This is a genomic window from Arthrobacter sp. B0316-1-20 (assembly GCF_059091865.1).
Genome location: NZ_JBNHHC010000001.1, coordinates 180,402 through 193,500, shown reverse-complemented (window position 1 = coordinate 193,500; position 13,099 = coordinate 180,402). Strand labels below are relative to the sequence as shown.

General features: G+C 68.5%; 15 protein-coding genes. 7 read left to right on the top strand and 8 right to left on the bottom strand.

Features of this window, described 5'->3' with window-relative positions; genetic code table 11:
• Positions 1-147 precede the first annotated feature (147 nt).
• Positions 148-423 (top strand): hypothetical protein, encoded by a 276-nt coding sequence (locus AC5RW2_RS00940; protein ID WP_494001649.1) that lies wholly within the window; start codon positions 148-150, stop codon positions 421-423.
• Between the two features lie 81 nt (positions 424-504).
• Positions 505-1,323 carry a CPBP family intramembrane glutamic endopeptidase gene (locus AC5RW2_RS00935; protein ID WP_494073454.1) on the top strand — a complete coding sequence of 273 codons (819 nt, stop codon included), beginning with the start codon at positions 505-507 and terminating at the stop codon, positions 1,321-1,323.
• Positions 1,324-1,508: 185 nt separating this feature from the next.
• On the opposite strand, the gene AC5RW2_RS00930 is transcribed toward AC5RW2_RS00935, so the two are convergent.
• The 6 genes from AC5RW2_RS00930 to AC5RW2_RS00905 all read right to left on the bottom strand — a co-directional run bounded on the left by AC5RW2_RS00930 (position 1,509) and on the right by AC5RW2_RS00905 (position 6,092).
• Entirely contained in the window at positions 1,509-2,069 is a 561-nt protein-coding gene (locus AC5RW2_RS00930; RefSeq protein WP_494073453.1) for a Dps family protein, read from the bottom strand.
• A gap of 125 nt (positions 2,070-2,194) precedes the next feature.
• Entirely contained in the window at positions 2,195-2,998 is an 804-nt protein-coding gene (locus tag AC5RW2_RS00925) for a TspO-related membrane protein (protein WP_494014582.1), read from the bottom strand.
• Positions 2,999-3,066: 68 nt separating this feature from the next.
• On the bottom strand, positions 3,067-3,855 hold the full coding sequence (locus AC5RW2_RS00920) for an anti-sigma factor (RefSeq protein ID WP_494073452.1): 789 nt from the start codon (positions 3,853-3,855) through the stop codon (positions 3,067-3,069).
• Positions 3,842-4,414, bottom strand: coding sequence for an RNA polymerase sigma factor (locus AC5RW2_RS00915; RefSeq protein WP_494073451.1), 573 nt, complete (start codon positions 4,412-4,414; stop codon positions 3,842-3,844). The genes AC5RW2_RS00920 and AC5RW2_RS00915 overlap by 14 nt, the downstream gene beginning before the upstream one ends.
• A 64-nt stretch (positions 4,415-4,478) precedes the next feature.
• Positions 4,479-5,174 carry a class F sortase gene (locus AC5RW2_RS00910; protein ID WP_494073450.1) on the bottom strand — a complete coding sequence of 232 codons (696 nt, stop codon included), beginning with the start codon at positions 5,172-5,174 and terminating at the stop codon, positions 4,479-4,481.
• Positions 5,175-5,270: 96 nt separating this feature from the next.
• Positions 5,271-6,092: a DUF4397 domain-containing protein gene (locus tag AC5RW2_RS00905; protein ID WP_494073449.1), complete on the bottom strand. Its 822-nt coding sequence runs from the start codon at positions 6,090-6,092 to the stop codon at positions 5,271-5,273.
• Positions 6,093-6,280: 188 nt separating this feature from the next.
• Between AC5RW2_RS00905 and AC5RW2_RS00900 the strand changes: the two genes are divergently transcribed.
• From AC5RW2_RS00900 to AC5RW2_RS00890, 3 genes are all read left to right on the top strand, one after another.
• A complete protein-coding gene (locus AC5RW2_RS00900; RefSeq protein ID WP_494014587.1) occupies positions 6,281-6,796 on the top strand; it encodes a DUF6328 family protein in 516 nt (171 codons plus the stop codon).
• Positions 6,797-6,860: 64 nt separating this feature from the next.
• Positions 6,861-8,402 carry an SDR family oxidoreductase gene (locus AC5RW2_RS00895; RefSeq protein WP_494073448.1) on the top strand — a complete coding sequence of 514 codons (1,542 nt, stop codon included), beginning with the start codon at positions 6,861-6,863 and terminating at the stop codon, positions 8,400-8,402.
• Positions 8,386-8,850, top strand: coding sequence for a hypothetical protein (locus AC5RW2_RS00890; RefSeq protein ID WP_494073447.1), 465 nt, complete (start codon positions 8,386-8,388; stop codon positions 8,848-8,850). The genes AC5RW2_RS00895 and AC5RW2_RS00890 overlap by 17 nt, the downstream gene beginning before the upstream one ends.
• A 75-nt stretch (positions 8,851-8,925) precedes the next feature.
• Here AC5RW2_RS00890 and AC5RW2_RS00885 read toward each other — a convergent pair whose 3' ends face one another.
• Positions 8,926-9,732 carry a cache domain-containing protein gene (locus tag AC5RW2_RS00885; RefSeq protein WP_494073446.1) on the bottom strand — a complete coding sequence of 269 codons (807 nt, stop codon included), beginning with the start codon at positions 9,730-9,732 and terminating at the stop codon, positions 8,926-8,928.
• Positions 9,729-10,514 (bottom strand): winged helix-turn-helix domain-containing protein, encoded by a 786-nt coding sequence (locus AC5RW2_RS00880; RefSeq protein ID WP_494073445.1) that lies wholly within the window; start codon positions 10,512-10,514, stop codon positions 9,729-9,731. The genes AC5RW2_RS00885 and AC5RW2_RS00880 overlap by 4 nt, the downstream gene beginning before the upstream one ends.
• A 184-nt stretch (positions 10,515-10,698) precedes the next feature.
• Here AC5RW2_RS00880 and AC5RW2_RS00875 point away from each other — a divergent pair, with 184 nt between their 5' ends.
• Together AC5RW2_RS00875 and AC5RW2_RS00870 are read left to right on the top strand one after the other, a co-directional pair.
• Positions 10,699-11,766 carry an ABC transporter ATP-binding protein gene (locus tag AC5RW2_RS00875; protein ID WP_494073444.1) on the top strand — a complete coding sequence of 356 codons (1,068 nt, stop codon included), beginning with the start codon at positions 10,699-10,701 and terminating at the stop codon, positions 11,764-11,766.
• A gap of 46 nt (positions 11,767-11,812) precedes the next feature.
• Entirely contained in the window at positions 11,813-13,012 is a 1,200-nt protein-coding gene (locus tag AC5RW2_RS00870) for an ABC transporter substrate-binding protein (RefSeq protein WP_494073443.1), read from the top strand.
• Positions 13,013-13,099: the final 87 nt, after the last annotated feature.

Sequence of the window (13,099 nt, the reverse complement as noted above, 5' to 3'; positions counted from 1 at the left end):
GGCTCCCGCGCCGATATCCGGCAAAGGCTTGCCAGCGGCGGCCCCATCATGGAACGTAGTAAGCACACTTAGCATCGTTGGGGTATATCGTCCGGACCCCGGCGTCACGTGAGGCCGGTCAGGCTTCCTCACCCTCAGGAGCAAACCATGACACCAACACCGCAACAGCCGGTCACCGACGACAGCATCAAGGTCCGCCAGCTCAGCCACTACCAGTTCACCTGGGTAGCCGGCGAGCCGGGGGCCCGCGGCACCTGGACCCTGCAACTGGTCCTGGACCAGGGCGCGTGGGAAGAGGTGCTGACGCTGGACGCCGACGACGCCGACAACCTCCAGGACCTCCTCTCCACCGCGGAGACCGTGTACTACGACATCGCCCGCCGCACGCTGATGTTCGGCACCACCAAGGCCGGCCACCACTAGCCACGGGGCGACGGTGGAACCAGCCGGGCGCTAAACCGTCAACGGTTTCCGCGGCGGGGGCTGTGCTGAGATGCTGGTGGCGTGACAACAATCTCGACCGAACCGCCCCGGACCGCGCTGAGCTGGAAACTGGTGCCGGCGCTGCTCCTCTCGGCGTCCGGCGTGCTGCTTTTTGCCGTCGAGAATAACCCCCTCGGCTACGGCCTGCTCGCGCTGAGCGTGGCCACGGCGGGGCTGATTGACCGGGAGTTTGTGCGGCATCTTGCGCTGATCGCGGCCGGGATGCTGATCATCAGTCTGGTGCCCCTGAACGCCGACCTGAGCCTCGGGCACATGGCCCTGATGGGCGGCGCCCTCGCGTTGGCCGTCCTGGTGCCGTGGCTGATGTCCAGGTTTGTCTACCGGGAGAAGATCATCAGGTTTCCGGTGAACACGGGCCGCAAATGGCCGTTGTCCGCCAAGCTGTACCTCATCGGCGTCGTGGCGCTCGGCTACTTCATCCTGCCGGTGTATCTGGTCAGCACCGGCGTTTACCAAAATTGGCCGGATGCCTCCGACCCCACGATCTTCTGGCGGCTCTTTCTCGGCGTAAACGCCGTCGGCATCTGGGACGAACTGTTCTTCATCTGCACCACCTTCACGCTGCTGCGCCGGCATTTTCCCGACTGGCTGGCCAACCTCCTGCAGGCCGTCGTGTTCTCGTCCTTCCTGTGGGAGATCGGCTACCAGGCGTGGGGGCCGCTGCTGACCTTCCCGTTCGCGCTGCTGCAGGGCTATACGTTCAAGCTGACGAAGTCGTTCACCTACGTGGTATCCGTGCACCTGATCTTCGACTTCGTGCTGTTCCTGGCGCTGGTGCACGCGCACAACCGCGACTGGCTGCCGATCTTCCTGTACTGACCGTGCCGCTCCTGCGTGCATCAGGACGCAAAGGGGCGCGGTGGCACCGGGGACGCAAAGGGGCCCGGCACGTGGGACGCGAAGGGGCCCCCGGCACGCAGGACGCAAAGGGGCCCGGCGGCACCCCTGTGCGGGGTGCCGCCGGGCCCTGGATGCGGCGAGGCGCGCCGGAGGGCGCCGCCGGCCTACTTGGTCTTCTTGGCCGCGCCCTTTTCGGTCTTGGCGCCCTCCGTCGCGAGTTCACCGGCGCTGTTTTCCAGGTGTGCGCGCATGAACCACTGGAAGAGCTCCAGCTCGGCGGTCTGGCCGATCAGCATGTCCTCGGTGACCGGATCGATCTCGCCGACGGTTTCGATGGCCTCGCGGTGGTCGGAGATCACGCCGTTGTACACGACGTCCAGGGCGGCCAGGTGTTCGGCGGTCCCGGCGCGGTGGATGTCGTAGTCGTCCCAGCTGCGCTCCTTGACCAGGGCGCCGGGCAAGCCGTTCGGCGAGATGCCCAGGGTGGCGATGCGCTCGGCGGTCTCGTCGATCATCGCGCGGACCTTTTCGATCTGCGGGTCCAGCATTTCGTGGACGCCGATGAAGTCGCGGCCCACCACGTTCCAATGTGCGTGCTTGAGCGTCAGCTGCAGGTCGTTGAGGGCGTGAAGCCGCATCTGCAAGAGGTCGGCGACCTTGACACCCTCTTCAAGTTCGAGCCCCGGTACGGTGTAGCTTGCCTTCGATCGGTTCGTTTCCGCCATGAGAAACCTCCTTGTGTAGGTGCTGCCGCTTGTCGGCGTGCTGCTATTCCCAACCTAGCCATGGCCGGCGGTTTCGTCCCGTCGGCGGCGCGTCCGTCAGCCAAGGGCGAAATTCAGCACCCTTACTAATCTCCCGGGGCTCCCCTGGCAATGAACCGGATGACGACGGCGGAGAGCAGCACCACCGCGGCGCAGATGCCGGCCGCAATCGCGGTGCCTTCGTCCACCAGCCCGCCGTCCAGGCGCCCGACGGCAATCCAGGCCAGGCCCCAGGCGGTGGCCAGCGCAGGCGCGAGCCGGCCGCGGCTGTACAGGGCGGTTCCGACGCCGACCGCCGCCGCGACGGCAAGCACGATGGAGGACAGCAGGGTGACCGGCAGCCCCAGGCCGTCCAGCCCGGACGCGGCGAGGACGGCGGAGGTGTTGGCGACCGTGGCCACGGTGACCCAGCCCAGATACAACCCGAAGGTGCCGTCGGTGATCAGGGTGTCCAGCCACGCGCCGGACGTCGACCAGACCAGCAGCACGAGGATGCGCGCCAGCACCGCCAGCAGGACAACGATCACCGTGAGGCTGAACACCAACAGGCCGGCCTGCACCACCCAGATCCAGGCAGCGTTCAGGAGCATGGCCGCCACCGCCCAGGGACGCAGGGCCGCGTGTCGTTCCGACTGCCGCTGGGCCGGCAACAGTTGCCACACCGCGTAGGCCAGCAGGCCCAGGTAAATGAGCGACCAGATGCGGAAGGCGGCCGAGGCCGGGGCCAGCGGCGTCGAGTCCTCATTCAGCCAACCCCCTGCCGCCTCCTGGATCGGCGTTCCCATAAGCGCCCCGCTGCCCCAAAAGGCGGCAACGATGGCCGCCAGGGAACTGGCCAACACCAGGATCGGCACGGCCCGCCCGGTCCTCGTCTCCGTTTGCTGCTGCATGGTTCCTCCGGCTGTCGACGGATGTTCGGGTGCGCTGCGGGACCTTCCTGTCGTTACCGGGGGGACGGCTAGGTGTCGAGGGTGCCGCGGACGATGCTGACGCTGGAGTGCTCGGGGTTTCCGTCCAGCGGTTCGTCCGAGACGTCGACGATGGGGAACCGCGACAGGTCCAGTCCGTCCGGGATGGCGAACCTGCCGGTGTCCGAGTCCATCACGCCGAGGCTGACCAGGGCGGACAAATCCGGTGCTATCAACCACACCTCCTGGTATCCCTGCGCCTCGTTCTCGCTCAGCCGGATCTCGAGTTCCCTGGTGCCGTTGGCTTCCACTACCCGGGCCGTTCCGGTGGCCGCGTATTGCTCCAGCGGTTCCAACTGCGCCTGCGCCAGCGTGGCGGCGTTGCGGGTGACGCCCCAGGAGATGCCGATGGCGGCGACGATCGCCACCGCGGCCGCCGCGGCCAGCCAGGCGGGCAGGTGCCGGGAGGGCGGGCGCCGGGAGGGGGGAGGCCCGGCGGGGAGGCGCCGGGCAGCCTTGGGCTTGGCAGATACCCCCCGGGATGAGGCGGTCCGGGCCGGCCGGCGCCCGGCCGGCGCTGTTTCCGTGCCACCCTGCAATGGGTCCGCGGCCAGTTCGGGAGAAAGGGCGAGTTCGCGGTGAATGGTTTCCCAGACCGCTGGATCCGGCGGCTCGAGGGTTGGTTCGGGGTCGGCCCTCACCGCCTCCACCGCCCGGCGCAGCGCGTGGTACTCCTCCGCGCACCGGCTGCAGCGGCGCAGATGGTCCCTGTCCGACTGGCTGCCGACGGCGTCGTCCAGCGCCAGCAGGCTGATCAGTTCCGGTTCAAGATGCTGCATGGTCGACCTCCAATCGGCTCCTCAGGTGGTGCAAACTGCGATGAATATGGCTTTTGACGGTACCAACGGGAAGGTCCAGCCGGTGGGAAATCTGTTCGTGGGTCAGATCCTCGTAGAACGCCAGGCGCATGATGGAGCCCTTGGGTTCGCCCAGCCGCTCCAGCTCATCGTCCAGCAGCAGGCGGTCTGCGAGGACCTCCGGCGACTGGGAGTCCCGGGCGAATTCGGGGTCGGGCATGACCGCCGAAACGGCCCGCAGTTTGTGCTGCTCGCGGGCGGCGGAAGAATACGCGTCGGCGATGGCGCGGCGGGTGATCCCCACGATCCAGGCCGGCAACCGGCCGAGCGTCGGATCGAATCCTTCCCGCGATCGCCACGCCCGGATGAATACTTCCTGGGTGATATCGTCCGCCGCGGACTTGTCTTGCAGGGCCCTGGAGGCCAGCGTGTGGACGAGCGGGGCCAGGTGCCGGTAGGCATCGGCGATGGCAGCCTCCTCACCCGCCGCGAAGGCTGCGTCGATGTCCGTGTCCCACGCTTCGAAAGGATGAGGTACCAAGCCTGCGTCCTTCCGGTTGGTCGGAGGAAACGCCACGCGAACAGTTGTTGCGGGACCGGAAAAGTCAGTCGGGAACTGCCGTGACAACCACATTGTGGCTGTAATCCTCTCGCGCGTCCAGCCATTGGCCACCGCAGGTGACCAGCTTGAGCAGCGGTTGTCCATCGCGGCGGAAGATGCCGTTTCCGTCGAAATCGTCCTTGTCCATCAGCGCCACCTCGGTAACGCGGTAGGTCACGGGACCGGCGGCAGCCCGTTCCACCGTGATGCGGGTGCCCTGTTCGAGCTGCCTCAGTTCGGAGAAGGGAGCCAGGCCCGCCAAGGTGTCGACGTGGGCCGCTATCACCGCGGTCCCCGCCCGGTCACCCGGCGCGGCACCGTAGCGGTACCAACCCGCCTGCTCCACCGACTCGGGGATCTCCATGGCGTTACCCGTTGTGACGCCGACGTCGACGACGCTCACATCGATTGACGTGCCGGCCACGACCAGCCGGGTGGGCGGCGTCTCCTGATTGGCGGCGGTCAGTGGTGCGGCCAGCCGCACCGGAATGTCGGCAGGGTCGGGGATCTTGTCGACCGCCGGGACCGCGGTTTCGCCCGGCCCTGCGGGGTTTCCAACAGCTGCCGGGGAGGCCGCCGGAACCAGCTGCCGGCCCGCGGCCGGCTGCATGGGTCCGGCGCAGCCGGTAGCGGCGATCAAGACGCCGCAGCACAGGAGCCCTGCGCGGGTCCCCATCGTCGTCGTCGGTACGGTTGTCATGATTCTTTCCTCGAGGGGTGGTTGCCGGCGCCAAAGCGATGGAAGCCGGCGGCGCCCCGGGCTGGCGCCGCCGGCTTCTTTTTGGACCCGTCGCAGTTAGTCGGTGGTGCGAACCGCTTGCTTGCGACGGGCGACTGCGCCGGTGCCGAGGAGCAGCAGCACTGCTCCGCCGGCAACCGCGGCGATGGTGTAGTCCGGGCCGGCCTCTGCGGCCGCGCCCGACATGCCGCCCGGCACGGCGCCCGGCGCGGAATGCAGTCCTTCGATGTTCTGCACCGCAAGGGCCAGGTTGCCGTCATTCAGGCTGCCCCAGGCGTAGACAATCGTGTGGGTGCCCTCCGCCACCGGCACGTCGGCCGGGCCGATCACCGGTTCAGTGGTGCCCGCCGCAGCCACCGCCGCGGAGATCGTGCCCGGGTCGAGGGTGAGGGTCTGCTCGTCCGGGTTGGACAGGCCCTGGATCACCGGAGAACCTCCGGCCAGCACGTCGACGGCGGGGGCGGCGGCCGTGTGGCGCACGGTCAGCTTGCCCTTGCCGGCCTCAATGGCCGAGACGTCGTTGGTGAACAGGTTGGCGGTGGGATTGCCCTCGGCGTCCAGGTTGGCCACGGCGGTGTAGTTGCCGCCGCCTTCCAGTTGGACATCCACCGGGCCGATGGCGGGGCTGTCGGCGTTCTCGGCGTCCGAGGCGGTGATGGCCAGCGAGTACTCGCCCGCAGGCAGTGCCAGCGGACCGGCCAGGTCGCCGGGAGCGAAGTCATCCAGCGTCCGTTCGCCGTTCACCCACACGTCCACGGTCAAATCCGGGACGCCGTGCAGGACCGAGAGCTGGGCTTCCTGTTCGGCCGCCTGGGCGGGACTTGCCGCGCCGAGTGCCAGAAGCCCCAGGGCTGAAACCGTAACGATGCTCTTGCGCATTTTGTTCTCCTTCAACGGCCCGGGTGCTCCGGGCTGATCGGTGCTTACACCCCTACTACTGTCCGGGCGGGGTATTTGGATGCACTTTCATGGAAATTTTTTTTGGCGGCGTCTCTCCCCTCGGGATGCGCCCCGCCGTCGTACTTCCCGGTTGAGTGGAGAGCCGCCGGAGACGCTAAGTTTTTCCTATGGCTACGGAAGACCGCGTTAACGAACATTCAAAGGGCCGGACCGAGACCTTCGAGGAGAAGCTGGACCGGAATTGGAACGAGCTGCTGCAGGAGCTGCGGGTGATGCAGACCGGCGCGCAGATCATCACCGCGTTCCTGATGACGCTTCCGTTCCAGAGCCGCTTCAGCGATCTGGCCCCGTACCAGGTGAGCCTGTACATCGCGCTGCTGGTGCTTGCGGCGCTCATGACCGGCGTGATCCTCACGCCGGTGGCGATCCACCGCCAGCTGTTCGGGCTGCACCTCAAAGACGCGACCGTGGCGCACGGGCACCGGATCGTGAGGGTCGCGGTGCTGGGGATCGGGCTGCTGGCCACCGGTTGTGTGGCGTTCATCGTGGACGTGATCGCCGGCGACGTCCCTGCCCTGGCGGTGGGCGGCGGCGTGCTGGTGGCGATGTTCTTCCTGCTGTGGATCCTGCCGTACCTGCTGCGGCGCGGGCTGAGCGGCGCAGAGCCCCGCTCCAGGGACTGACGTCCGGCGCTTTCCGGGCCCTTGACCCCGTGACAGGGCCCGGCGCGGGTGGAAGCATGGCGTCATGGCCACTCCACCGGAACCGACGCCGCAGCTGGTGCTGGTCACCGGCGCCACCGGCTACATTGGCGGGCGGCTGGTTCCGCGGCTGCTGGCCCGCGGCTACGCCGTGCGCGTCCTGGTCCGCTCACCGGGCAAGCTCGCAACCGTTCCGTGGCACGACGACGTGGACATTGTTGCCGGCGACCTCGCCGACGCCGACGACGCCAAGCTGGCCTGCGCCGGCGTGCAGACGGTGTTCTACCTGGTGCACTCCATGGCCTCCGGGACCGACTTCGAAGGGCGCGAACTCGCGGTAGCGCACACGGTCGCGGCCGCTGCCGCCGCGGCCGGGGCGCAACGGATCGTCTATCTGGGCGGGCTGCATCCGGAGAACGTCGAGTTGTCCCGCCACATGCGTTCGCGGGCCGCCGTGGGCGGGGCGCTGCTGGAAGGCGAGGTGCCGGCGGCGGTCTTCCAGGCCGGCGTCGTGATTGGCTCCGGTTCCGCCTCCTTCGAGATGATCCGGCATCTGGCCGAAAACCTGCCGGTCATGCCGGCGCCCAGCTGGGTGCGGCGCACCGTGGAGCCGATAGCCATCAGCGATGTGCTGCACTACCTGGAACGGGCGCCGGAGCTGCCGGCCGGGCTGAACCGCACCTTCGACATCGGCTCGCGGGAACGGATCACCTACGCGGGACTGATGTACGGGTACGCGCGCGAGGCCGGGCTGGCGCGGCGGCTGATTTATGCCCTGCCGATTCCGGCTCCCGCGCTGGCCGGCTGGTGGGTGGCGCTGACGACCCCGATCCCGCACGCCATGGCCGTGCCGTTGGTGCAGTCCCTCCAGCACGACGCCGTCTCCGCGGAACACGACATCGACCGCTACATCCCGCCGCCCGAGGGCGGACTGACCGGGTACCGCCGTGCGGTGCAGTTGGCGCTGGGCAAGATGGCCAGCGGCGAGGTGGAAACCAGCTGGACCAACGCCTCCAACAGCCCGCCGTCGGACCCGCTGCCCAGCGACCCTGAGTGGGCGGGCCGCACCGTCTTCGTGGACGCGCGGGAACGCGGCTCCGCCGTCGCCGCCGAGGACGTCTGGCGGGTGATCCAGGGGATCGGCGGGGACAGTGGCTGGTACTCGTGGCCCGCGGCCTGGGCCATCCGGGGCGTGCTGGACAAACTGGTGGGCGGCGCCGGGCTCAACCGCGGTCGGCGGCATGCCGACCGGCTTAGCGTGGGCGACGCCGTTGACTGGTGGCGGGTGGAGGCCATCGAGGACGCGCCCGAGCGCCGGCTGCTGCGGCTGCACGCCGAGATGAAGGTGCCGGGCCAGGCCTGGCTGGAACTGTCGGTGGTCCCCGCGGACGGCGGCAGCGTCTACCGGCAGCGCGCCATCTACTTCCCCACCGGGCTCTCCGGCAAGCTCTACTGGTGGCTGGTGCTCCCGTTCCACGGGCTGATCTTCCCCTCCATGGCCCGAAACATCATCCGCCGGGCATCCGCGCTCGGGGCTGCCTATGACGCGACAACCGGAAAGAGTGCCCACCGTGACAAAGCGACCTGACGACGGGCCCGCCGAAAAGTACCGGCGCCCCGAGGGCCTCGACGACGCCACCTTTGAGGCCCTGGGCAAGATTTCGGAGGCGTTGGAAGCGGCGGAACACGCCCGCGGCCTGCTGTACGGCTTTCACCGGCTCACCGGTACGGCCGACCTGGCGCTGGGCGAGGCCGTGGAGCTGCTGCGCAAGGCCGGACACCGGCAACTGGCCGAGCGGGTCGATCGGGAAATCGTGGGCCGCAACGTCATCGAGGGGCATTGGACGTTCCAGATCATCGACGAGTACGACGAGATCTACTACGGTCCCTTCAAGGAGCTGGAGCGACAGGCACGTGAAACGCTGGCCGGCGGCCGCAAGCACCTGTTCGAAGCCGCCATGAAAGAGGACCGGCGCACCCACGGGCTCCGAAACCACGAGGCAAACGCCCCGGGCCAGCGGGACGCCGGCACCTGATCGCGGCCGGCACGATCTCGGACCGGTTTCCAGGGGACAGCCTTCAAGCCACGACGTGCGCCGCCGGTCTGGCCGTTAGGCCTGCGGGTACACAACCGCCAGCGGCAGCCGCCCGCAGTCCAGCACAACCAGTTCCACATCGTTGTACCGGTCGCCGCGGGGCGGCACCGTCCGGGGGCGGGCCGGAGCGGCCTGGCTTCCGGGATCGCCGATCCTCCCTGCCGCCGGACCGGTCGCCGGGACGGCACCCGGCGCCAGCAGCGTCCCCGCGGCCAGCTGCGCGTCGGCGGAAACCACCACCCGGCCGGCGCGGTTGACCAGGCCCGCGGCCGGGTGCAGACTCTTCAGCGCCGGCAACAGGAGCGGTTCCAACGACGCGACAAAGACGTCGGCCCCCGCCACGCCGACGCGCCGCTCCCCCGCTGCAACCGGGACCGTCATGGTCATGGTGTATTCGTCGGTGCAGAGGAAGTCCACGTAGGGTCCGGTGACATGCGGCAGGCCGGTTTCCATCGGCCGGGTGAACCACTCACGCCGCATGTAGGCGTCGGAGGCCGATTCCAGGGCGGGCAAGACCAGCCGCTCCATGCTCTCGCCCTGCCACCACGCCATGTGCCAGGAAGCGTCGGCCACCGCGTGGGCGGCGGCCACAAAACCGGCGCCGACCACGGGCCATTCCTCCCTCCCCACCAGCTCAGCGACCAGCGGCTGCATGGTCGCGGTCACCTGCTTGCCGCCCGGCGGCCGGGCCGGATCCTCAAACAACCCGGCCAAGGCGGGCACCCACGCGTTGACTTCGGCCAGGATGTCTTCGAAGAATCCGGTGACCTCGGCGAGCGGATCTGCCGCACGCGCCGATGCCGGTTGGGCCATGGAGTTCATCCCGTCCTCCTTTGGGCGGTAGCGGGGGTCGGGCCGGCGGGCCGGTCGGTCAGCCGGGCGTGTTCATCGATGAGCGCCGCCAGTCCCGTCTGGATCTGCTCAGTCACAGTTTCGCGCGCCGTGGCGGCATCGGCTGCGGCAACCGCATCGGCAATGCGATCGCACATCTGCACCATCGTGGCGTCGAACTCTGCGTCCTCGTGCAGCACCGACAACAACGGACCAAAGTCCTTATAGAGCCGGACGAATTCACGCGTCAGCCGCGCCGACTGGCTCAAGGCTGCCAACTCCAGCAGGAAATCGCCGACGACGGCCCCGCCGGTGCCTGTTGACCGGGAAGCATGCAGGATCCGGCGCAGCATTTCGGCGTCGTCGGGATCGGCAAAATCCGCCGCCAGTTCGGCGGCGGTCGCCGCAATGGCACGATAATGGATAGCCAGGTCGCGCAGCTCCACCCGGCTCATCCGGCCCAGGCGCTCGCGGACCAGTTCCGCACGCCGTCCGGTGGGGACGGTGACGAAGGTGCCTCCGTCGCGGCCCCGCCGGGTGGCCACCAGCCCGCGGGACCGGAGGCCCACCAAGGCTTCCCGGGCCGTCACCGTAGCCACGCCCAAGGAGGAAGCCAGCTCGGCCTCGCTGGGCAGCCGGTCGCCGTCGGCCAGCACACCCGCGGCAATCCCTTCCAGGATCCGGTCCTCCACGCGCTGCGCCTTGCCGCCCTCGCCCAGCGGGGCGAAGACCGCGGCGAGCAAGCGCTGGCGTGGCGGTGATTCCTTGGGCATGCGTCGATCCTTCCAGACGGACCGCCCGCAGGACGGCAGGACGCGGCGGAGCGCCCTCGGCCGGAACGGGCCGTAACAAGAAATCTACCCGATGTGACCCGCTTTACATTTAACCTCTGGTTTCATATGTTAACGCAAGACGATGTAGTCCACGCCACATCAGCCCTCTTGAAAGGACCCAGCCGTGCCAGCCACAGCCACCTCCGCAACCACCGCGCCGGACAGCACGGGGGCCTCCGCCACGCCTGCCATCTCCCTGCAGCAGGTCGCGAAGACCTTCGGCGACTTCACCGCCGTCAAAGGTCTGGACCTGGACATCCGCCAGGGCGAGTTCTTCTCCTTGCTGGGCCCCTCCGGCTCCGGGAAGACCACCGTGCTGCGCATGATCGCCGGCTTCGAACTCCCCACCTCCGGCCGCATCGACCTGGCCGGCCGCGACGTCACCCGCAAGGCGCCGTTCGAACGCGACGTCAACACCGTGTTCCAGGACTACGCGCTCTTCCCGCACCTGAGCGTGGCGCAGAACGTGGAGTACGGGCTCAAGCTGCGCAAGACGCCCCGGAGCGAGCGCCGCAGGCTGGTGACCGAGGCGCTGGAGATGATCCGCCTGCCCCGGGTGGCCGACCGGCTGCCCTCGCAGCTCTCCGGCGGCCAGCGCCAGCGTGTTGCCCTGGCGCGGGCACTGGTCCTGCGCCCGCAGGTGCTGCTGCTGGACGAGCCCCTCGGCGCGCTGGACAAGCAGCTGCGCGAACAGATGCAGGTGGAACTGAAGCAAATCCAGCGCGAGGTGGGCATCACGTTCGTCTTCGTGACCCACGACCAGGAAGAAGCGCTCACACTCTCGGACCGGGTCGCCGTCTTCAACGAAGGCGTGGTGGAACAGGTGGGCACGCCCGAGGACCTGTACGAGCGCCCCGGCAGCCGGTTCGTCGCCTCCTTCCTCGGCAACACCAACCTGGTGGAGGGCGCCTTGGCCAAACAGCTCACCGGCTCCGACGCCCTGCTGAGCATCCGGCCGGAGCGCATCCACATCCGCCGCCTCGACGAGCCCGTGGAAGCCGATGGCCTCTCCACCGTGGAAGCGCTGATCGAGGAGGTCATCTACACCGGTCCCGCCACCCGCTTCGTGGCACGCACCGCCGTCGGGCAGACCCTGATTGTCCAGGAGCCGAACGATGCCCGCGCCTCCGGCGCCCAGCGCGGCGACCGGGTCCGGCTGCAGTGGTCTTCCCGCTTCAACTACACCGTCTAGTCCCGCACCAACTCCGTCACTACGCACCCTGAAGGAAAGGTACTCCATGAAGATCACCAAGGCACTGCCGCTGGCGGCACTCGCCTCGCTTTCGCTGGTCCTGGCCGGCTGCGGGGGCTCCACTCCCGCCTCGTCCGCCGGCGGCGGCATCCAGGTCCCTGACATCCCGGCCGCCACCGCGGTGGGCGAGTCCGAGGGCGAAGTCAACATCATCGCCTGGGCCGGCTTCGTCGAGGACGGCTCCACCAACCCCGACGCCGACTGGGTCACCGAGTTCGAAAAAGAGACCCAGTGCAAGGTCAACCGCAAGGTCGGCGCCACCAGCGACGAGATGGTCCAGCTGATGCGCACCGGCGAGTACGACCTGGTCTCGGCCTCCGGCGATGCCTCGCTGCGCCTCATTGCCGGCGGCGACGTGGCCCCGATCAACACCGACCTGATCCCGAACTTCGGCCACATCGTGGACGGCCTGAAGGGCCAGATCTACGACACGCTCAACGGCAAGACCTACGGCGTTCCCATCGGCCGCGGCGCCAACGTCCTCATGTACAACACCGAGGCGGTGCCCGAAGCCCCTGACTCGTGGGAAGCCACCTGGGACCCGAACAGCGAGTACGCCGGCGAGATCATGGCCTACGATTCGCCGATCTTCATCGCCGACGCGGCCCTCTACCTGATGGCCACCCAGCCGGAGCTGGGGATCACCAACCCCTACGCGCTGGATAAGGAGCAGCTGGCCGCAGCGGTGGAACTGCTCAAGACCCAGAACGGCATCGCCGGCGAGTACTGGAACGACGCGCTCAAGGCCGTCTCCTCCATCTCCTCCGGGACCGCGTCCCTGGGCACCGGCTGGCAGGTCATCGTGAACATCGCCCAGGCCGACGGCGGAAAGGTTGAGTCCGTGCTGCCGAAGGAAGGCGCCACCGGCTGGTCCGACACGTGGATGCTCTCCGCGCAGTCCAAAAACCCCAACTGCGCCTACCAGTGGATGGACTGGGCCTCCTCCGCCGAGGTGAACGCCAAGATGGCTCAGAACTTTGGCATGGCCCCGGCCAACGCGCTGGCGTGCGAAGGTTCCAAGGAGAACGAGGAGCACTGCGCCACCTACCACGCCACGGACGAGGAGTACTACAAGCAGGTGTGGATGTGGACCACCCCGGTGGAGCAGTGCATTGACGGCCGCACCGACGCCACGTGCACCAACTACCAGGAGTGGACCAAGGCCTGGACCGAGGTCAAGGGCTAGTCCCTCCCTCCAGCACCCCTCCTCCATGGCAGGGGCGCGGCGCGCGGTGAGCACCGCCGTCGTGCCCCTGCTGTGGAGGCATTCCCC